Annotated in this window: 25 protein-coding genes; 16 read left to right on the plus strand and 9 right to left on the minus strand. The window is 61.4% G+C overall.

All coding sequences use genetic code 11. From position 1 onward, the window contains the following. Nucleotides 1–2: 2 nt before the first annotated feature. Nucleotides 3–815 (minus strand): protein-disulfide reductase DsbD domain-containing protein, encoded by an 813-nt coding sequence (locus tag ACTG36_RS04795; RefSeq protein ID WP_375280022.1) that lies wholly within the window; start codon nucleotides 813–815, stop codon nucleotides 3–5. 115 nt (nucleotides 816–930) lie between these two features. Here ACTG36_RS04795 and ACTG36_RS04800 point away from each other — a divergent pair, with 115 nt between their 5' ends. Then, nucleotides 931–1,497, plus strand: coding sequence for a YqgE/AlgH family protein (locus ACTG36_RS04800; protein WP_375280023.1), 567 nt, complete (start codon nucleotides 931–933; stop codon nucleotides 1,495–1,497). Here the strand turns inward: ACTG36_RS04800 and ACTG36_RS04805 are convergent. After that, entirely contained in the window at nucleotides 1,489–2,442 is a 954-nt protein-coding gene (locus ACTG36_RS04805) for an L-threonylcarbamoyladenylate synthase (RefSeq protein WP_375280024.1), read from the minus strand. The genes ACTG36_RS04800 and ACTG36_RS04805 overlap by 9 nt on opposite strands. A gap of 111 nt (nucleotides 2,443–2,553) precedes the next feature. Between ACTG36_RS04805 and ACTG36_RS04810 the strand changes: the two genes are divergently transcribed. After that, complete coding sequence (locus tag ACTG36_RS04810; protein WP_375280025.1) at nucleotides 2,554–4,254, plus strand: acyl-CoA dehydrogenase; 1,701 nt, start codon at nucleotides 2,554–2,556, stop codon at nucleotides 4,252–4,254. 24 nt (nucleotides 4,255–4,278) lie between these two features. Further along, nucleotides 4,279–5,307, plus strand: a complete 1,029-nt coding sequence (locus tag ACTG36_RS04815; protein WP_375280026.1) for an MBL fold metallo-hydrolase — start codon at nucleotides 4,279–4,281, stop codon at nucleotides 5,305–5,307. On the opposite strand, the gene ACTG36_RS04820 is transcribed toward ACTG36_RS04815, so the two are convergent. Together ACTG36_RS04820 and ACTG36_RS04825 are read right to left on the minus strand one after the other, a co-directional pair. Further along, entirely contained in the window at nucleotides 5,295–6,035 is a 741-nt protein-coding gene (locus ACTG36_RS04820; RefSeq protein ID WP_375280027.1) for a class II glutamine amidotransferase, read from the minus strand. The genes ACTG36_RS04815 and ACTG36_RS04820 overlap by 13 nt on opposite strands. Nucleotide 6,036: 1 nt before the next feature. After that, complete coding sequence (locus tag ACTG36_RS04825; RefSeq protein WP_375280028.1) at nucleotides 6,037–6,273, minus strand: DUF6356 family protein; 237 nt, start codon at nucleotides 6,271–6,273, stop codon at nucleotides 6,037–6,039. Between the two features lie 98 nt (nucleotides 6,274–6,371). Here ACTG36_RS04825 and ACTG36_RS04830 point away from each other — a divergent pair, with 98 nt between their 5' ends. The 5 genes from ACTG36_RS04830 to ACTG36_RS04850 all read left to right on the plus strand — a co-directional run bounded on the left by ACTG36_RS04830 (nucleotide 6,372) and on the right by ACTG36_RS04850 (nucleotide 8,135). After that, entirely contained in the window at nucleotides 6,372–6,833 is a 462-nt protein-coding gene (locus ACTG36_RS04830; RefSeq protein ID WP_375280029.1) for an Lrp/AsnC family transcriptional regulator, read from the plus strand. A gap of 14 nt (nucleotides 6,834–6,847) precedes the next feature. Next, complete coding sequence (locus ACTG36_RS04835; protein ID WP_375280030.1) at nucleotides 6,848–7,297, plus strand: DUF6173 family protein; 450 nt, start codon at nucleotides 6,848–6,850, stop codon at nucleotides 7,295–7,297. Between the two features lie 72 nt (nucleotides 7,298–7,369). Continuing rightward, a complete protein-coding gene (locus tag ACTG36_RS04840; protein WP_375280031.1) occupies nucleotides 7,370–7,504 on the plus strand; it encodes an aa3-type cytochrome c oxidase subunit IV in 135 nt (44 codons plus the stop codon). 67 nt (nucleotides 7,505–7,571) lie between these two features. After that, nucleotides 7,572–7,862 carry a hypothetical protein gene (locus ACTG36_RS04845; RefSeq protein ID WP_375280032.1) on the plus strand — a complete coding sequence of 97 codons (291 nt, stop codon included), beginning with the start codon at nucleotides 7,572–7,574 and terminating at the stop codon, nucleotides 7,860–7,862. A gap of 27 nt (nucleotides 7,863–7,889) precedes the next feature. Beyond that, a complete protein-coding gene (locus ACTG36_RS04850) occupies nucleotides 7,890–8,135 on the plus strand; it encodes a hypothetical protein (RefSeq protein ID WP_375280033.1) in 246 nt (81 codons plus the stop codon). 4 nt (nucleotides 8,136–8,139) lie between these two features. On the opposite strand, the gene ACTG36_RS04855 is transcribed toward ACTG36_RS04850, so the two are convergent. After that, nucleotides 8,140–8,469 carry an AzlD domain-containing protein gene (locus ACTG36_RS04855; RefSeq protein ID WP_375280034.1) on the minus strand — a complete coding sequence of 110 codons (330 nt, stop codon included), beginning with the start codon at nucleotides 8,467–8,469 and terminating at the stop codon, nucleotides 8,140–8,142. Next, nucleotides 8,466–9,179, minus strand: coding sequence for an AzlC family ABC transporter permease (locus tag ACTG36_RS04860; RefSeq protein WP_375280035.1), 714 nt, complete (start codon nucleotides 9,177–9,179; stop codon nucleotides 8,466–8,468). Before ACTG36_RS04860 ends, ACTG36_RS04855 begins: the two co-directional genes overlap by 4 nt. Nucleotides 9,180–9,297: 118 nt before the next feature. Here ACTG36_RS04860 and mobA point away from each other — a divergent pair, with 118 nt between their 5' ends. Genes mobA through ACTG36_RS04875 form a run of 3 tightly spaced genes read left to right on the plus strand, consistent with a single transcriptional unit; the run spans nucleotide 9,298 to nucleotide 11,272 of the window. After that, nucleotides 9,298–9,879, plus strand: a complete 582-nt coding sequence (gene mobA, locus ACTG36_RS04865; RefSeq protein WP_375280036.1) for a molybdenum cofactor guanylyltransferase MobA — start codon at nucleotides 9,298–9,300, stop codon at nucleotides 9,877–9,879. After that, nucleotides 9,870–10,697, plus strand: coding sequence for a molybdopterin guanine dinucleotide synthesis (locus tag ACTG36_RS04870; protein ID WP_375280037.1), 828 nt, complete (start codon nucleotides 9,870–9,872; stop codon nucleotides 10,695–10,697). The genes mobA and ACTG36_RS04870 overlap by 10 nt, the downstream gene beginning before the upstream one ends. Further along, on the plus strand, nucleotides 10,694–11,272 hold the full coding sequence (locus ACTG36_RS04875) for a GNAT family N-acetyltransferase (RefSeq protein ID WP_375280038.1): 579 nt from the start codon (nucleotides 10,694–10,696) through the stop codon (nucleotides 11,270–11,272). The genes ACTG36_RS04870 and ACTG36_RS04875 overlap by 4 nt, the downstream gene beginning before the upstream one ends. 3 nt (nucleotides 11,273–11,275) lie before the next feature. Here the strand turns inward: ACTG36_RS04875 and ACTG36_RS04880 are convergent, their stop codons facing one another. Further along, on the minus strand, nucleotides 11,276–12,289 hold the full coding sequence (locus tag ACTG36_RS04880; RefSeq protein ID WP_375280039.1) for a hypothetical protein: 1,014 nt from the start codon (nucleotides 12,287–12,289) through the stop codon (nucleotides 11,276–11,278). Nucleotides 12,290–12,310: 21 nt separating this feature from the next. Further along, complete coding sequence (gene greA, locus ACTG36_RS04885) at nucleotides 12,311–12,781, minus strand: transcription elongation factor GreA (RefSeq protein ID WP_375280040.1); 471 nt, start codon at nucleotides 12,779–12,781, stop codon at nucleotides 12,311–12,313. Between the two features lie 215 nt (nucleotides 12,782–12,996). Here greA and ACTG36_RS04890 point away from each other — a divergent pair, with 215 nt between their 5' ends. The 3 genes from ACTG36_RS04890 to ACTG36_RS04900 all read left to right on the plus strand — a co-directional run bounded on the left by ACTG36_RS04890 (nucleotide 12,997) and on the right by ACTG36_RS04900 (nucleotide 17,380). Further along, nucleotides 12,997–14,643: an electron transfer flavoprotein-ubiquinone oxidoreductase gene (locus ACTG36_RS04890; protein WP_375280041.1), complete on the plus strand. Its 1,647-nt coding sequence runs from the start codon at nucleotides 12,997–12,999 to the stop codon at nucleotides 14,641–14,643. Between the two features lie 174 nt (nucleotides 14,644–14,817). After that, nucleotides 14,818–16,536: a tetratricopeptide repeat protein gene (locus ACTG36_RS04895; protein WP_375280042.1), complete on the plus strand. Its 1,719-nt coding sequence runs from the start codon at nucleotides 14,818–14,820 to the stop codon at nucleotides 16,534–16,536. Beyond that, nucleotides 16,523–17,380, plus strand: coding sequence for a 4-(cytidine 5'-diphospho)-2-C-methyl-D-erythritol kinase (locus ACTG36_RS04900; protein ID WP_375280043.1), 858 nt, complete (start codon nucleotides 16,523–16,525; stop codon nucleotides 17,378–17,380). Before ACTG36_RS04895 ends, ACTG36_RS04900 begins: the two co-directional genes overlap by 14 nt. Here ACTG36_RS04900 and ACTG36_RS04905 read toward each other — a convergent pair. Then, nucleotides 17,373–18,371, minus strand: coding sequence for a polyprenyl synthetase family protein (locus tag ACTG36_RS04905; RefSeq protein ID WP_375280044.1), 999 nt, complete (start codon nucleotides 18,369–18,371; stop codon nucleotides 17,373–17,375). The two genes, ACTG36_RS04900 and ACTG36_RS04905, sit on opposite strands and share 8 nt — an antisense overlap. Nucleotides 18,372–18,425: 54 nt before the next feature. Between ACTG36_RS04905 and ACTG36_RS04910 the strand changes: the two genes are divergently transcribed. Together ACTG36_RS04910 and ACTG36_RS04915 are read left to right on the plus strand one after the other, a co-directional pair. Beyond that, nucleotides 18,426–18,641: a putative signal transducing protein gene (locus ACTG36_RS04910; protein ID WP_296417079.1), complete on the plus strand. Its 216-nt coding sequence runs from the start codon at nucleotides 18,426–18,428 to the stop codon at nucleotides 18,639–18,641. Next, nucleotides 18,625–19,386: a tRNA1(Val) (adenine(37)-N6)-methyltransferase gene (locus ACTG36_RS04915; protein ID WP_375280045.1), complete on the plus strand. Its 762-nt coding sequence runs from the start codon at nucleotides 18,625–18,627 to the stop codon at nucleotides 19,384–19,386. Before ACTG36_RS04910 ends, ACTG36_RS04915 begins: the two co-directional genes overlap by 17 nt. Nucleotides 19,387–19,444: the final 58 nt, after the last annotated feature.

Raw genomic sequence — 19,444 nt, forward strand, 5'->3', positions numbered from 1 at the left:
CCCTAGCCCGCAGCGCAGCCGCGAATATCCACGGACTGTCCGCCCGCGATCACCGTGATCCGCATGTCGGACCGGTTCACCGTAAATCCGTCGCGGTCGACGTGGATCATGTCGGAGGACGCAAAAAGGCTTCGACCTTCGCGCCACGTATGGGGCTCGGACACCCAGACCTGCTGATCACCGCTTTCGATGACGACCTCTTCGTCCGTGCCCATGGGCGGCATCGGAATTTCCGCAATCACCCGCAGACCGCCGTCAATCGGGGCAATGGCGCAGGATACATCGCCCACACCCGCCTCAGCGACGGTGCGGGGACGATCCACCAGCGATGCCACAATCGCCGCGTCACGCCGTCCGTCGACGGGCAAGGCCGCATCAAAGGACAGCATCACCGGCACGCAAATTTCTTCGCAAACACCGATCTGCACCCGACCCGCCATTCGCGCAGGCGCGCCGGCATCGTCCAGCGCCAATTCGACGGGGATCACGACGATCCCTTCATAGCCGATAGAACGCATGTTGTTGATGCGGCTGACCTCCGGCACGGGCCAATGCAGCGCGACGCCTTGCAAGTTTTCGGACCCGTCCCACGCAAAACGCGGCGGGATACCGCCATCACCGGGCACGCGCCAATAGGTTTTCCACCCCGGTGCCAACGTGATTTCCAGCCCTGCCATATGGGTGCCAGCCTGCGTGCGCCAGCCGGGCAGCACCTCAAGCTCCACCACCCCGTCAGCGGGGTTGGCGGCGAGGGCGTTGGCAAACGGCAGGGCGGTCAAAGCCGCAAGGGCCAGGTTGAGAATCCGGTGTGTCATGCCCTTTCTTTCGCCGAAGCAAGTCACAATAGAAAGTCACGTTTGGGTTAGGTCTTTGTCATATCCGCGCCTGTGCCCCCTTGCACAGCGCCCGACCCAACCCCACAGTTGAAACATGATGGACACAACAGACCTCACCGGAAAACTTTTGATCGCAATGCCCGATATGGGCGATCCGCGGTTTGAGATGTCGGTGATCTACATGTGCGCCCATTCGCGCGAGGGGGCCATGGGCCTCATCGTCAACAAACCCACGCCGGAGATCAGGTTCAGCAACTTGCTGGAACAGCTCAATATCGATGATGGCGAATTGGCGACGGACGTGCGCGTCCACTATGGCGGCCCTGTTGAAACAGGGCGCGGGTTCGTCTTGCACACCGCCGACTACGCGTCAGGTGCCGGCACGATGGAGGTTGGGTCAGGCATCGCCATGACAGCGACCCTCGATATCCTCGAAGATATCGCCATGGGGGCAGGTCCAAAACGATCGATGCTTGGGCTGGGCTATGCAGGCTGGGGTCCCGGTCAGTTGGAGGGCGAGATTGCGCAAAACGGCTGGCTGGTCGCTGACGCGACCGATGACATCCTGTTTGGCCGTGCCGCAGAACACAAATGGACAGCCGCCCTGAAGGTGCTGGGCATTGATCCGCTGATGCTGTCGTCCTCGGGCGGGTCAGCCTGACCGGGGTGCAGCAGCCCGCCGCAGCCTGTCATTGATCGCCGCCCCAAGCCCGTGATCGGGGATCGGGGAAACCGCAATCCGCGCAGCCCCCATGGCATTGAGCCGGTGCAGCGCATCAAAAAGGCGCGCGGCGGCCTCCACCAGATCGCCACTGGGCGACAGGTTCAGCTGGGCATCAACCGCGCCGAACCCCAGCAACACCTCTCCGTCTTGGGCCTCCACCGCGTTTAACCGCACGGTCCCCTTGGGCGCGTAGTGGGACGCAAGCTGCCCCGGTGACGTCGGCGCATCGGCATCCCCCGCCATGGCCAGATCTTGGCCCACGGCGCGGGCAATCGCCTCCGCCGGAAGGCCACCTGCCCGCAACAAGGTGGGGCGGGGCTGGGTCGCGAGAATCGTGGATTCCACCCCCACAGCGCAATCCCCGCCGTCGACGATCCTGTCGATCACGCCCGTCATATGGTCCGCCACATGGGCCGCCTTCGTGGGGCTGACCTGCCCCGACGGATTGGCGGACGGGGCCGCAATCGGCCCGTCAAAGGCGGCCAGCAGTGCGGCCGCCACCCCGTGATCCGGCACCCGAATGGCCAAGGTGTCCAACCCCGCCGTCACCAGCGGCGAAATACCGGCATCGGCGCGCAGGGGCAGCACCAACGTTAACGCACCGGGCCAAAATGCCTGCGCCAATGCGCGCGCTGTGTCGTCAAATTCGACATACGTCTCTGCTGCGTCCAAGGACGCCACATGCACGATCAACGGATTGAAACTGGGCCGTCCTTTGGCGGCATAAAGCCGCGCGACCGCGTCCGAATTGCGCGCATCAACGCCAAGGCCGTAAACTGTCTCGGTCGGGAAGGCGACAAGCCCGCCGCGTGCCAGAACACCAGCCGCTTCGCCCAAGCCAATGGCATCAGACGCAAAGGTGCATGTGGTCACCCCAGTCATGACGTCGCGTTTTGGTTGCTTGGGCGGCCCATGGCGATCACCTTTGTTGTAACATCCGCTCTCTACGCGCCCCAAGCGCCGAATCCAAGAACCGTCCCCAAGGAGCTTTCCATGCCCTATCGTTCGCCCGCCAACGAATTCCGTTTCCTGATGGACCACGTCGTCGGTTTTGATCAGGTCGCGGCCACCGACCGCTACGCCGAAGCGACACCGGACACCTGCGACGCCATCATCACCGAAGCCGCCAAGCTGTGCGACGACATCATCGCCCCTTTGCAACGGCCCGGCGACATGCACCCTGCGAAACTGGAAAACGGCGTCGTGCGGACGTCTCCGGGGTTTGGCGACGGGTTCAAAGCCATTGCGGAAGGCGGCTGGATCGGCATTTCCGCAGACCCGGAATACGGCGGCATGGGCCTGCCGCTGACGCTGGCCACATCCGTCAACGACATGATGGCCGGTGCCTGCCTGTCTTTGCAACTGAACCCGCTGATGTGTCAGGGCCAGATCGAGGCTCTGGAACATCATGCGTCGGATACGATCAAGGACACCTATCTGCCCAAGCTGATCTCAGGCGAATGGACCGGCACGATGAACCTGACCGAACCGCAAGCCGGGTCCGACGTGGGCGCATTGCGGTCCAAGGCGGAACCCAAGGGCGACGGGTCCTATGCGATCAGCGGGCAGAAAATCTACATCTCATGGGCCGACAATGATTTCACCGAAAACGTCTGCCACCTTGTGCTGGCCCGCCTGCCCGATGGCGTGCCCGGCACCAAGGGCATCAGCCTGTTCATGGTCCCGAAATTCATCCCCAATGAAGACGGCACTTTGGGCGACCGCAACAGCCTGCGGGTGGTCAGCCTTGAACATAAAATGGGCCTGCACGGCTCCCCCACGGCGGTCATGGAATACGATAACGCCCGTGGCTGGCTGGTGGGGCCGGAACACGGCGGCATGGCGGCCATGTTCACCATGATGAACAACGCCCGCGTGGGTGTCGCCACCCAAGGCGTCGGCGTGGCCGAGGCCGCCTACCAACACGCGCTGGCCTATGCGATGGATCGCAAACAGGGCCGCGCCGGGGGCAGCGGTGCCATTGTCGAACACGCCGACGTGCGCCGGATGCTGGCGTCGATGAAGGCCGACACCTTTGCCGCCCGCGCCATCACCATGGCCAATGCCGTTGCCATCGACATGTCCAACGCCACGGGCGATGCGGGCTGGAAAGCGCGGGCCGCACTGCTGACGCCGATCTCCAAAGCCTTCGGCACCGATATCGGGGTTGAGGTCGCGGCCACTGGCATTCAGGCCCACGGCGGCATGGGCTTTATTGAGGAAACAGGGGCGGCGCAATATGCCCGCGACGTCCGCGTGGCCACGATCTATGAAGGGACCAACGGCATTCAGGCCATGGATCTTGTGGCGCGCAAGATGATGGACGGCGGCGATGCCGCCGTTGCCCTGCTGGATGAGATTGAGGCCGCTGCCGAAGCCGCCAAAGACACGCTCCCCGATCTGGTGGAACCGGTTTGGCAGGCCTGCGAATCCTTGCGCGAAACAACTGAATGGCTGGTCGGTCAGGACATGAATGACCGCTTTGCGGGGGCTGTCCCCTACCTGCGTGCCTTCGCGCGGGTCTTGGGCGGGCACTACCACCTGACCGCCGCCTTGCAGGGTGACGAGACCCGTAAGCGTCTGGCGACGTTCTATATCAAACGCCTGCTTCCCGAACACGCAGGCCTTCTGGCCCATGTGCGCGAAGGGGCGGATGATCTGATGGCGTTGTCTGTGGATGATCTGGTGGCCTGACGGAAATTCCGCTAGGCCGCTGCCATGACAGCCCCCATCACATACCCATGGCCCGAACCACCCCAAGCGGGTGAGGCGACCCCCGTGGCCGACGGCATCCTCTGGATGCGTCTGCCGCTCCCCATGGCGCTGGATCACGTGAACGTCTACGCGCTAGATGACGGCGACGGCTGGACGGTCATTGACACCGGCTTTGACAGCCGCAAGACCCGCCTGATCTGGGAAGGCCTGCTTAAGGGACCACTGGCGGGCAAACCCGTCACCCGCGTCATCGGCACGCATCACCACCCGGATCACATCGGCCTTGCCGGTTGGTTTCAGGACGCAGGCGCCGAATTGGCCATGCCGCGCACCGCGTGGCTGATGGCGCGGATGCTGACGCTGGACGAACAGCCCGCCTACCCCGCACGGTCGATGGAGTTCTACCGCCGCGCCGGCATGTCCGCCGAAATGCTGGACAAACGCGCCACCGAACGGCCCTTCAACTTTGCCGATTGCGTGCATCCCATGCCGCTGGGCTTCACCCGCCTGCAAGAGGGCGGAACGATCCGCATGGGCGGGCGGGTGTGGGACATCCGCATGGGCAATGGTCACGCACCGGAACATGCGACCTTCTGGTCGCGCGATGACAATCTGGTCATCGGGGGCGATCAACTGCTGCCGTCCATCAGCCCCAACATCGGCGTTTACCCCACCGAACCCGATGCCGATCCGCTGGCCGAATGGTTGGAGGCCTGCGAACGTCTGGCCCCCTTCGCGCAGGACGATCATCTGGTTTTTGGCGGCCACAAACTGCCCTTCACCGGTCTGCCCACACGGATGCGCCAACTGATCGACAATCACCACGGCGCGCTAAAACGGCTGTTGGCCTTCATCGACACGCCCAAACGCGGCGGTGATTGTTTTGCCCCCCTTTTCAAGCGGACCATCGACGAAGGCACCTACGGGCTGGCCTTGGTTGAGGCGCTGGCCCATCTCAACCACCTGCACCAAACCGGCCAAGCCACGCGCACCTTGGGCGATGACGGGGCCTATCTGTTTCAGGCGACCTGACGGACGGCGGGGTTTGTCAGCCTGACGATCCGGTTTTCTGGCACAGCATCCCACTGACCACCGTCCAGCGCCTCAGACGCAAACGCGCGCCCCCCATTGTCGAGGATACCAGAGGCATAAAGGGTCGGCGCAGGCCCTTGGGACGCATACCGAAACCCGTAAAGCGCCTCGCCGTCTGAAAACACGCATGTGATCTTGACCGGCGCGGGGCCGTGGCCCAACACCTCCAACGTGCGCGCCATGGCGACGTCCGGATCATCGGCCAGACCGTGGGCCAATAGCGTCAGAAAAATCATCTCACTGTCGGTGGACCCGCGCCGTGCAGCGTATGGATTATCAGGCAAAGCCTCCTCCAACCTCCGGCGGATCGCTGGGAAATGGGGCACCTGACCGTTGTGCACGAACGACCAGCGGCCCACCTGAAACGGGTGGCAATTTGGGCGGCTGGTCTCCCCCATGGTGCTGGCGCGCACGTGGGACAAAAACAGCCGTGACCGGACCATCCGGCACAGCGACGTCAGATTGTCATCGGCCCAAGCGGGCAACACATCGCGATAAAGGCCCGGAACCTCGCCGTGATCATACCACGCGATGCCAAAGCCATCGCCATTGACGGCCAGCTTGGCCTCCGTCGCGTGCTGGCTTTGCTCAAGCAGGGAATGACGCGGCTTGATGATGATATTTTCCAGCGGAATAGCAGGACCTGTGTAGGCTGCGATGCGGCACATATCAGTGCCGCGCGTCCATGCGCGCCACAAGACGGCGCAAAATCCGGCTGGCGGTCGTTTCACACAAAGCAGGCACAACCGCGTGGATCAAAGCCGCACCTGCGGCCACGGTCAGCCAGAAACAAAAGCTGGCAGCAAAGCGCATGTGCTGGAAATATGTCTCCCCCACGGTGGCGGGATGGGACAGAAACCAACGATCGGCAAGGCTACGGCGGGTGGGGGGTGTCAGGTCGGTCATGGGATGCTCCTTTGTTGGTCCCATGATAGGGGGCTGATCTGGCGGGCGCGTCCCAATCGGGCTGGCCATGGGGCCTCTTTTTGGGATATCATCCCAATATGACGGCCCAACTTGATAAAATTGACCACGCTATATTGGCAGAGCTGCAAAAAGACGCCACCCTGTCTGTCGATGCCCTGTCTGACCGCGTGGCCCTGTCCCGCAACGCCTGCTGGCGGCGGATCAAAACACTTGAAAGCGCAGGCATCATCCGCAAACGGGTGGCCTTGCTGGACGCGGGCAAAGTGGGCTGCCCGCTGTCCGTGCTGGTCATGATCCGAACCGATCACCACTCAGACGCATGGCGCAGCGACTTTGCCATCGCGGTCGAAGCCCTGCCAGAAATCACCGCCGCCTACCGCATGACCGGCGATCTGGATTACGTCCTTAAGGTGCAGCTGGCGGATATGGCGGCCTATGACCGGTTCTATAAACGTCTGACTTCACGGATTTCTGTATCGGACATTTCCGCCAGTTTCGTTATGGAAGACATCAAAGACACCACCGCCCTGCCGCTTTGACGAAAGACGCCCCCATGAACGACGCCATCAAAACATCCGCCGAAGCGCTGGAAAGCGCCGTCCTGCATGAGGTCCACACCGACCCTGACGCCGTCAAACCCGACGCCAGTGCGCTGAAAAAGCCAGATGGCCCCAAAAGCCCCGCGCGGTGGGCCTATGAACGTCTGATTCTCTATATCCAGAATTTCGAAAAGCAGCTCGACAACGAACATGAGGTCGCCATGGGCTTCGCAGGTGGCGACACCGGCGTGATCCGGATCGAAGGCATGGGGTTCTTTGACCCCGACATCATCACGTTTTATGGCACCGACCCTGCAGGGACAAAAACCCAGCTTGTTCAACATGTCAGCCAGTTGTCCGTGATGCTGCGCGCCCTGCCCAAACAGGTGGCCGCCGCAGAACCCAACCGCATCGGCTTTCGTCTGGCGGCTGATCTGACCGACGACACAGATGTGACGACCTGACCCAAGCGTTCGGGGCTGACAAGCCTGCACCGATGCGCTAAGGCACGCACAACACACGAAAGGGAACACATCATGGGTGATCACAAGCACGGCGAAATGGACATCGAAGTTCAGGAAAAGACCTTCGAAGGCTTCATGAGCATGGTTACAAAAGGCACGGTTATCATCATCGTGGCGCTGATCTTCCTCGCCCTCGTCGGGGCCTAAGAGCATCAAACGCCGCACGTTCCTGCTGGCCGCACCGGCGGCACCGGCAGCCTGCGGCGATACCGTTTTGCGAGATGAGGTTCTGGCCTCACAGGCGGATGTGGACCGCGTCCGCTATGTCCACACCGGCCCCAAACGGCTGACGTTGTCCACGATGGAAAACGTCCAATCCGGAAATGGTGCGCATTCGGGGCTGATGATCAATGCCAGCCAGCGTGTGCTTTGGGATCCGGCGGGCACTTTTGGGCATCCGTCCATTCCAGAACGCAATGACGTGCATTTTGGCGTCACCCCGCGGATCGAACAATTCTACACGTCCTACCATTCGCGCCTGACCTACTTCACCTTGATCCAATAGGTCGATGTCACACCGGAGGTGGCTGACATGGCGCTTCGACTGGCGATGACAAATGGGCCCACGCCGAAGGCCGCCTGCACGCGCCACACCTCGCGGATGTTGGGTCAGTTGCCGGGGTTTGAAACGATCCGGTTTAGCCTGTTTCCTAACAATCTGGCGGATCAGTTCGGACAAATCCCAGGCGTCCGGTCGCGTGAGTATTACGAAGACGACAGCGACGATAAATCCATCGCCGCAGCCCAGATTGATGCCGCTATCCGCGCAGGCCAATAGGCCGTCAGCCCGCGCCCAGCGCCCACAACATTCCGTAGAGCGTCACCCCACCGCACAAAATCGCCGCCACGACATTCCGTGTCATGATCCCCACACCAAAAGTCACCAACGCAGCACTCAGCCGTGCAGGATCGATCTGCCCATCCGTGGCCGGTGGCCACAGCACCAAGGGGGCGACCAGCCCCGGCAAAACCGCCACAGCCGTATAGCGCAGGTGCCGCAGCACCCATTCAGGCAAGTCGCGTCCAGCAATCAGGCCCAAAAACGAAAACCGGATCAGGTAGGTGCCCACTGCAAGGATCGCGATGATCGTCCAGATATACAGATCGTTCATCCCGCCGCCTTTCGCGCCTGCCAAAGTTCGACCTGCGCGCCAACCATCATGGCGGCTGCCGCTGCGATCAGCAGACCCAGATTGTAGGGCACGCCCGCCAGCACCAGCGCGATCACAATCGATGTCACCGCCGCCAGCATATGCGCCAGCGTCCGCATCATGGGTGCGATGATGGCCAGAAAGCAGATGGGCACCGCAAAATCGAGAGCCATGGACGGCGGGATACCCTCCCCCAGCCAGACGCCCAGCGCGGTGGCCACGATCCACATGGGCACGATGGGTGTCACCGCCCCCAGAAAATAGCTGACCCGCTGGGGCGTCGTCAGGTCCGGTTCATCCTCGAACGTATTGACCGCCACGGCGTAGCTTTGATCGACATTCAGATAGGCCACCAAGGCGCGCGTCAAAAACGGTGCATCCCCGATATAGGTCGCCAAAGACGCCGAATACATGGCCATCCGCAGGTTCACCGCCAAAGCCGTCGCCACAACAATCGCCATCGGCGCGTTTTCGACCATCAGTTGCAGGGCCGCAAATTGCGACGCCCCGGCAAAGACCACGGATGAGAAAATCATCGTCTGCCACGTGGTCAGACCCGCCTCCGTGGCGACCACGCCGAACAAAAGTCCGAACGGCATAACCACCAACAAGAACGGCACGCCCGCGCGCACGCCCCTAAGGTAAAGTGATTTCTCGGTCGCCCTGTTCACCGTCCTGTCCTACACTTGTTCTATCCGCCCATAGCGGCGGCCTGAATTCTTGGCAACCAGAGGACCGCCATGCGCGCGCCGGATCAGACACAAAACCCCGTCGTTTACGAGGATGAGAATGCGTAAACCCCTCGGCGTGATATTGGCCGGTGGGCAGGGCCGCCGCATGGGGCAGGTATCAAAGGCCGACCTGATGTTGGGCGCGCGGCGCCTGCTGGATCTGAGCATTGATCGGCTGGATCCGCAGGTGGATGGAATTGTCGTCAATGCCAATGGACCAATCGCCACCGATTTGGACGTTATCCCCGATACGACTGACGATTTTGCAGGGCCACTGTCGGGCATCCTCGCCGCGTTGATCCATGCTGAAGGTGCAGGCCACAGCCACGTGGCCTCGGTCGCTGTGGATACGCCGTTTTTTCCTTGCGATCTGGTGCCGCGCTTGCAACTGGCGGGGTTGGACCAATCGGATGGGTTTGCAGTGGCCGCAGACGGCAGCGGCGTGCACGGCACCTTTGGGCTTTGGCCCGTGGCGCTACGCCCTACCCTTGCGGATTTTCTGGCCTCAGGCGGGCGCAAAGTCCGCGCTTTCACCGCAAGCCAGAATGCGGCCATAGCGCTGTTTCCAGACACCACGCCCAGCGCCTTTTTCAACATCAACACCCCGGACGATCTGAAAGACGCGAACGCTTGGATCTAACTTTCGACACCATCATCACCGTGGACTGGTCCGGTGGACATCAACGCCCCGTCACCCCAAGTGCGGACGCCATCTGGGCCTCCGTCTGGCGCTACGGTATGCAAGAAATGCCCATGTACTTCCGCAACCGGCAACTGGTGGAATTCTGGCTGCGCGTCACCTTGGAAGAAGAACTGAAATTCGGGCGGCGCGTGTTCGTGGGGTTCGATTTCGCCTTCGGCTTTCCAGAGGGGTTCGCATTAGCCCTCACCGGTCAGGACGATCCATTGGCTTTGTGGGGGTGGCTGGAAGACCACATCATGGACAGCCCGCAGGCCAACAACCGGTTTGAGGTCGCGGGCCTGATGAATGCCCCTTTCGACGGCGTGGGGCCCTTGTGGGGCAATGCGTCCTCAACCGACGTCGAAGGATTGCCGCGCAAGGGCAATGATCGCACCTGCACCGCCTTTGCCGAAAAACGACAGGTCGAAACCCGCACCAAGGGTGCGTTCCCCGTGTGGCAACTGGCCGGTGCGGGGGCCGTCGGGTCCCAGACCCTGATGGGGTTGCCGGTGCTGGAACGTCTGCGCCGTCGGTTTGCAGGCAAAGTATCGGTCTGGCCGTTTGAACCCCTCGACACGCCCATCGCCTTTGTTGAGGTCTGGCCCTCCCTTTACGCCGATGACATCGCTAAAAACGCGGACGTCCACGCGGTCAAAGACGCCGTGCAGGTGCACACCCTGACCCAGATCATCGCTGCGATGGATGCACAGACCCTTGGGGCCACGCTGGACGTGCCCCCCAACGTTGAAGGCTGGATTTTCGGGGTCCCCGCATGAGGATTTCGCTTGGGTTTGAGGACCGCGAACGCGATCAGGTCGCGGGCATGTATTGGCAGGCCTTCGGGTCCAAACTGGGCCGTGTCATGGGGCCGGACCGGCGTGCCATCGCGTTTATCCGTGATGTTCTGGACCCGACCCATGCGCTGTGCGCGCGCGATGGGCGGGGCGTCTTGCTGGGCGTGGCCGGGTTCAAAACCATCCATGGCGCGCTGGTGGGCGGCGATTGGTCCGACATCCGGCGCCACTACGGGTTTGTGGGCGGCGTCTGGCGCACGCTTGTTTTGTCGCTGCTGGAACGGGACACCGAAAACCAGCGGTTCTTGATGGATGGCATTTTCGTCAGCGACGGCGCGCGGGGCCAAGGGGTGGGCACACGCCTGCTGGATGCCATTTGTGATGAGGCCGAACAGCGCGGCTACACCGAAGTGCGCCTCGACGTCATCGACACCAACCCCCGCGCCCGCGCGCTTTATGACCGTGAGGGGTTCGTGGCAGGCGGCGAACATCAGCTTGGCCCGTTGCGCCACATCTTCGGGTTTCAAAGTGCCACGACAATGATCCGCCGCGTCTAAACGCTAGTCGAAAGCACCCGTCACACGGCCCAGCAACATGAACGCGCGGCTGGTTCGGGTTTCGGCCAAGGCTGCGATATCCTCATCCGACGCTTCGGCCTCAAAGGTGACCAGCATCTGATCGTATTTGCGCAAAAAGTGATGGGCCGCATCGCGGAAAATCATATCCTCACGCATCCGCCCTGCCGTCAGCGCCAACGAAGACCGGTCCCGCACACCACCCAAAGCCGCGACGGTCTTGCCGCGTTCCCCATGGGCGAACTTGCGCCAGATTTCGGGGCGCGCGCGGTCGGGGCGCAGATCGTCCATGTAAATGCCATCCTGGCTTAGCAACGTCAGAACATCCTGACTGGCCTGTATCAATTGTTTGGCTGTCCGGTCCTTCAACGCACGGCGCAGGGCGGCAAAGCCGACCTCATCGCCTTCGGTGTCGGGAAAGTTCAGCGCCCGCACCAGATCGGGCTTTGAAATCGGCGGCGTGATGTCTTCCGCTGTGGTGCCCAGCGCAAGGCTGGGCTGATCGTCGCCGCGCACCGGCTGCGGCGCAGGGGCCGCCTGCAATTTCGCCGTGGGGCGCGATGTGGCAAAGGTCGCCAACGCGGTTTCGGTCTTTTGGGTGGCGCGCGCGATCTCGTTGAGTTTGCGTTCCACGGTGGGTTCGATCCCCGCCCCGCGCGCCTGACGATCCGCCACATAGGTCTGGCGCATCCCGTCAATCGCAGCCTGCAACCGGCGGCTTTCTTCGCGCACCACTTTGGCCGAACGGGCGGACATGGCGGCGATCCAGATCATGGCGATGGGCAGAAAAATCGCCATCAACGTCATGACGAACCGCAGGCTGTCAATTTCGGCCGACCCGTCCCCTTCGGAGGGCAGCACCAGAAAAAACGTGGCCACACCGACAAGCCAGATCAGGCTGACGACAATGGCGACGATTTCGATGGCGGTGACGCGCACATCATCGGGCGGCGCAACAGCACCCCCCGTCCGTCCTGTCTTGTTGGAACCATCCGACATTACAGCGCCTTGCCTGAAAGCCTATTTATAAACGATCTCGAGGATTTCGTATGATTTCTGACCACCGGGCGTGCGCACCTCGACGCTGTCGCCCTCATCCTTGCCGATCAGCGCCCGCGCGATGGGCGACTTGATGTTAAGCTTACCATTCTCGATGTCGGCCTCATATTCACCGACGATCTGATAGGTCTTTTCCTCATCCGTGTCCTCATCCACCAGAGTGACATGGGCACCGAATTTCACAGCGCCCGACAGCTTGGCCGGATCAATCACATCTGCCAGCGAAATCGCACCTTCAAGCTCTTTCACGCGGCCTTCGATAAAGGACTGCTTTTCCTTCGCGGAATGGTATTCGGCGTTCTCGGACAGATCGCCATGTTCGCGCGCCTCAGAAATGGCACGGATGATCGCAGGGCGTTCCACGGACTTCAGATGCTTCAATTCGGCATCCAGCTTGTCGAATCCGGCGCGTGTCAGTGGTATTTTGTCCATCTGGGGCATCCTTGGGTGCTATTTCTCAAGTGCTCTTGCATAACCCGTCAGGTTGAGAACCCTCAAGGGGGTACGCATCCCCATAGGCCTTTATTTGCAGACGCCACGTTTCCGTCGCCCAGACGCAATTTTATGTCGCGCCAAGATTGCTGCATGCGCAGCCTTCGGATATGCAGATCAGGATGAATTTACCCGTGTAGCCAAGGGAGCGGAACATGGCCGAGATTGAACGCGAATCAATGGAATATGACGTCGTCATCGTGGGCGCGGGCCCCGCTGGCCTGTCTGCTGCGATCCGTTTGAAACAGCTGGATGCGGACCTGAACGTTGTGGTTCTTGAAAAAGGGTCCGAAGTGGGCGCACACATCCTGTCCGGCGCGGTGCTGGACCCCGTGGGACTGAACACGCTGATCCCCGACTGGAAAGAAAAAGGCGCCCCCCTGAACGTGCCGGTGAAATCCGACAAGTTCTATCTGCTGGGCGAGGCCGGCCAACTGCCAATCCCGACATTCCCCATGCCGCCGCTGATGAACAACCACGGCAACTACATCGTCTCCATGGGCAATGTCTGCCGCTGGATGGCCGAACAGGCCGAAGAACTGGGGGTTGAGATTTTCCCAGGCATGTCGTGTTCAGAATTGGTCTACGGCGACAATGGCGAAGTCAAAGGCGTCGTCGCCGGAGTCTTCGGTCTTGAGGCCGATGGCACCATCGGCCCCGACACAGAACCGGGCATGGAGTTGCACGGCAAATACGTCTTCCTCAGCGAAGGCGTGCGCGGGTCGCTCTCCAAAGAGGTCATCGCAAAATACGAACTCGACAAAGATGCTGAGCCGCAGAAGTACGGCATCGGCATGAAGGAAATCTGGGAAATCGACCCCGACAAACACAATGAAGGCGCGGTTTTCCACTCCCTCGGTTGGCCTTTGGGCGGAAACGCTGCAGGCGGGTCCTTTATCTATCACGCCGAAAACAACCAGATCTTCATCGGTCTGGTCACGGCCCTGAACTACAAAAACCCGCATGTCTTCCCCTACATGGAATTCCAGCGGTTCAAGCATCACCCCATGGTGCAAAAGCTGCTTGAGGGCGGCAAACGTGTGGCCTACGGCGCGCGCGCCATTGCGCAGGGCGGCTATCAGTCCATGCCCAAGGCCAGCTTCCCCGGTGGTGCGCTGTTGGGCTGTTCCGTGGGTCTGGTGAACGTGCCGCGCATCAAGGGCAACCACAACGCCATGCTGTCCGGCATCGCGGCCGCTGAAGCCGCGCACAAAGCCATCGGTGAAGGCCGCGCTTCGGATGAGTTGACCGAGTATAACAACGAGCTGAAATCCGGCCCCGTCGGCAAAGACCTGTACAAAGTGCGCAACGTTAAACCCTTCCAGTCCAACAACGGCGTGTTGGGCGCTCTGGGTCTGGGCGGGTTCGATATGTGGACAAACACCCTTGGCTTTTCCCTGTTTGGGACCAAAAAGCACGGCAAATCCGATGCCGCCGCCACCGAAAAGGCATCCAAGCACAAGCAGATCGACTACCCCAAACCCGATGGCAAGATCAGCTTTGACCGCCTGACGAACGTGTCCTTCAGCTTCACCAACCATGAGGAAAGCCAGCCTGCGCACCTCAAACTGAAAGACCCGTCCATCCCCGTGGCCGTGAACCTGCCCGATTACGCTGGCCCCTCGGCCCGCTATTGTCCCGCAGGCGTCTACGAATTCGTGGGCGAAGGGGCGGACACCAAGTTCCAGATCAATTTCCAGAACTGTGTCCACTGCAAAACCTGCGACATCAAGGACCCCAGCCAGAACATCAACTGGACGGTTCCGCAGGGCGGCGACGGGCCGAACTACCCGAACATGTAAATCCGGCTTATCGGATCAAAGGGGCCTCGCATCGCGGGGCCCTTTTTTCATGGGCGATGGGATCGGGACACATCGCCTCACCCTGTCGCAACATACCGCGCATCTTACAAAATGTTATTTGATCCCATGATTCTGACCTCCTACGCTGGTTCAAGCCGAAGAGGGGAATCTATTTTGACACGCCGACCTTTAAGACTGCTGTGCACCACCGCCGCCTTGGCCGTGGTCAGCCTGACAACGCCCGGGCTTGCCGACACGCACGCCGGATCCTATCTGGCCGCCCGTCAGGCGGGGATTTCAGGTGATTACGCAGCGGCGGCGGATTATTTCCAAAATGCCCTTATCGCGGATCCCAACAACACAACCCTGATGGAACAGACGTTGACGTCCTATCTGGGCAGTGGCGAGGTTCAATCCGCCGCTGAAATCGGCAAATCCTTGAACGAGACCGGTGGTGATAATCAAGTCGCCAATATCGCGATCATGGCACAGGCCGCCCGCAACGGCAGCTGGTCCACGATCTTTGAGATGCTCGAAGCGGGGCATGAGGTCGGCCCGCTTCTGGACGGTCTGGGACAGGCATGGGCCTATATGGGTCTGGGCCAGATGGACCGCGCGTTGATGGCCTTTGATGAGGTCGTCGACACCCCCGGTCTGCGCAACTTTGGACAACAACACAAAGCCATGGCGCTGACCATCATGGGCGATTTTGCGGCCGCCGATGCCATCTATTCCCTGCCACCCAACGAAGGCGTCGTGCCGACCCGTGGGTCGGTCTCCGCGCATTTACAAATCCTGAGCCGGATGGGCGAATTCGACAAGGCACGTGGCATCCTCACACGGGCCTTCGGGTCCGACGTGGACCCTGAAATCGCGGCCATCCGCAACGCCATCGAAGCAGGCGAAGTGCCCGTGCTGGACACCATGGTGTCCAACCCTGCCGAAGGCCTCGCCTATGCGTTCAAAAGCCTGTCTGACATCCTGCAGGGGGAGGCCAATGAAACCTACCTGCTGCTATACGCGCAAGCCGCCCGTCACATCGCCCCGCAAGACGCCGATACCCACATTGCCGCCGCTCGGCTGCTAAACGCTTTAGGCCAGTATGCTGACGCTGCCCAGACCTTTGCACAGGTCCTGACCGACGATCCCGCCTTTCACAGCGCCGAAATGGGCCGCGCCGAAGCCTTGCGTCTGGATGGTCGACATGACCAAGCGATCGAGGTTCTGACCCAGCTGACCCGCAGTCATCCGGATATGCCGCTGGCCTATGCCTCACTGGGCGATGTGTATCGCCAACAACAGAACTACGCCGACGCCAACAAAGCCTATGATGCCGCCCTTGGCGTCTACGAAGAGGATGCCTCGATCCGCTGGTGGCTCTATTACTCGCGCGGAATGACCTTTGAACGTATGGATGAATGGGACGCGGCAGAGGCCGATTTCCGCGCCGCGCTGGACTTGAACCCCGGCAATCCGTCCGTCCTGAACTACCTAGGATACTCCTTGGTGGATCGCGGCCTGAAATATGACGAAGCCCTGTCTATGATCGAAGACGCAGCCGAGGCACGGCCTGACAGCGGCGCGATCATCGACAGCCTTGGGTGGGTTTATTACAAATTGGGCCGCTATCAGGACGCGGTGACGCCGATGGAACGCGCGGTCGAACTGGAACCCAACGATCCGATCATCAGCGACCATTTGGGCGATGTCTACTGGCAGGTCGGACGCGAAGTCGAAGCGCGCTTTCAATGGGCCCGCGCCCTGTCCTTCGGCCCCGAGGACCAAGAGGCCGACCGCATCCGTCGCAAGCTGAACGTGGGCCTTGATGCGGTCTACGCCGAAGAAGGCGTGACCCCTACACCGGCGGTAGAGGTCGCCGATGACAACAACTGACGGCTGTGTCATCGAACCGGCCTTCGCCAAGATCAACCTGACGCTGCACGTGACGGGCCAGCGGGACGACGGGTATCACCTGTTGGACTCCATGGTCATGTTCACCGCGTTGGGGGATGTCATCACGGTCGCCCCTGCAGACACGCTGAGCCTCACAATCGACGGCCCCTTCGCTGAAGGACTGGACGCGGGCGCTGACAATCTGGTCCTCAAAGCCGCACGCAGCTTTGGTCTGGACCAAGGGGCGGCGATCACACTGACGAAAAACCTACCCGTAGCCTCGGGCATCGGGGGCGGGTCCGCCGATGCGGCGGCCACCCTGCGTGCCCTGTCGCAGCTGTGGGATGTGCCCCTGCCCGATGCGGCCACGCAACTGACGCTGGGCGCCGATGTGCCCGTGTGCATGACGGCTGATCTGACGCGGATGGAAGGCATTGGGGAGGACCTGACCCGCCTCGGCACTGCCCCGATGCTCGATTTGATCCTGATCAATCCTGGCGTGGGCGTGTCGACCAAAGCGGTGTTCGAAACCCTCGCCAGCAAAACAAATGCGCCCATGACAGCCGACATGCCGGACCCGTTCGAAATGGATGATTGGGTCAGCTGGCTTTCCCGTCAACGCAACGATCTTGAGGCACCCGCACGTGCGCTGGCCCCTGAAATCGACGATGTCCTGACGTTACTGGCCGATCAGTCGGGGTGCATCCTGTCCCGCATGTCCGGATCAGGTGCCACCTGTTTTGCGATTTTCGAGGATGCCGACACCCGCGATACGGCGGCGGCGGCAATCACGTCACAACGCCCAAATTGGTGGGTCGCCCCGACGGACGAAGCCCCTATCTGACCCGCGCCACCACGTAATCGGCCAGATCGAGAAGCATATCCTTGATCTCATGGTCCGGCACCTGCGCTAGTGCGGCCTTGGCTTTGTCCATCCACGCCAAGGCCTCACCCCGCGTGGCTTCCAGCGTGCCATGTTTGACCATCAGGTCCAGAGCCGTTTCTAGGTCGCCCTCCTCTTGGCGACCCTTTTCGATGGTCCGCACCCAAAAGGCCCGTTCTTCCGCGTCGGCCAAGGCCACGGCCTTGATCACCGGCAGGGTCAGCTTGCGTTCACGGAAATCGTCACCGATGTTTTTGCCAGTGGCGTCTGTGCCTTGGTAATCCAGCAGGTCATCCACAATCTGGAACCCGACGCCCAGCGCATCACCGTAATCAAACAGCGCCTGCACCAGCGCCGCATCGCGCCCTGCAATCACGCCGCCCACTTCCATCGCCGCCGAAAAAAGCGCCGCCGTCTTGCCGCGCACCACCTTAAGATAGATGTCTTCCGTCGTGGCCAAATCCCGCGCCGCAGTCAGCTGCAGAACCTCGCCCTCGGCAATGGTGGCGGCTGCATTGGACAGGATGCGCAAAACCTCAAGGTTGCCCGTCTCGGTCATCAACTGGAACGACCGCGCAAACAGATAATCCCCCACGAGCACAGACGATGTGTTGTCCCACAGCAGGTTCGCAGTTGGCCGCCCCCGCCGCTGTTCGCTTTCATCCACCACGTCATCATGCAGCAAGGTCGCCGTGTGAATAAACTCCACCGTGGCAGCCAGATGCACGTGGTAAGGCCCGTCATAGCCACACAGCTTTGCGGCAGCCAGCGTCAGCATCGGACGCAGACGTTTGCCGCCCGCCTCCACCAGATGCGCCGTCACCTCAGGGATACGCGGCGCATGTTCTGATGCCATCCTGTCCCGGATCAAGGCGTTTACATCCGCCATCTCACCCGTCAGGGCGGCGGCCAGCCGTTCGTGCGGCTTCGTTGCGGCATGGTCGAGGCTCATCACGGCTCCGTCAGTTGCTCGACAAAGGTGCGTCTTCCACCTTATGTCAGGATCATGAAAGAGCTTTTGCGCACCAATGACATCACCATCATCGCCTTCGCCAAGGCCCTTCTTCAAGGCGAGGATATAGAGGTGTTCGAGTTGGACGTAAACATGAGCATCCTCGATGGGTCCTTGGGCATATTGCCACGCAGACTGATGGTCCGGCGTGAGGATCACTTCGTGGCGACCTCCGTGATGAAAGCCAACAACATTGACCTCGGATTCTGACACCACGCTGGACGCTTTCCTTGGCGGACGCCTGACACTGGAACAGCCGCGCAAGGGTTACCGCGCAGGCGTTGATCCTGTGTTGCTGGCGTCCGCTGTGCCCGCGCAGGCGGGCGATGCGGTGCTGGAACTGGGATGTGGCACGGGGGCTGCACTGTTGTGTCTGGGCGTGCGCGTGCCGGGGCTGGCCCTCCACGGGGTGGAGGTTCAGGCCCGCTACGCCGATCTGTGCCGCGCCAATGTGGCGCGCAACGGGACCTATGCGTCCATCCACACCGCCGACCTGCGCGCCCTCCCCGGTGATCTACGCGCATTGTCGTTCGATCACGTCATCGCCAACCCGCCCTATTTCGACCGAACCCAAGGCAACCCCAGTGCCGCGCCCGACAAGGACATGGCCTTCGGGGGCGACACCGATCTCGTCGATTGGGTCGATCAGGCGACACGGCGGCTGAAACCGCGCGGGCGGCTTACCATGATCCAAAAGGCCCACCGTCTGGCCGAACTTCTGTCCGCTCTCGACAGCCGTCTGGGATCGGTGGTTGTGACGCCCATCACAGGCCGTGAAGGCCGCAATGCCGACCGTGTTCTGCTGCGCGCGAAAAAAGGGGGCCGCGCCGCTTTTCGCCTGACCGCACCGGTCTACCTGCACGATGGCCCTGCCCATCTGCGCGACGGCGAAGACTACCGCCCCGAAATCGTTCAGATTTTACGCAACGGCGCATCTTTCCCCACACGCGATTAATCTTTTCGCAACACTTTTCCTGCGAAGCTAAGCCTATGTCATATGCTGCCCCGCGGCG

It is taken from the genome of Pseudooctadecabacter sp. (assembly GCF_965657175.1).
Taxonomy (GTDB): domain Bacteria; phylum Pseudomonadota; class Alphaproteobacteria; order Rhodobacterales; family Rhodobacteraceae; genus Octadecabacter.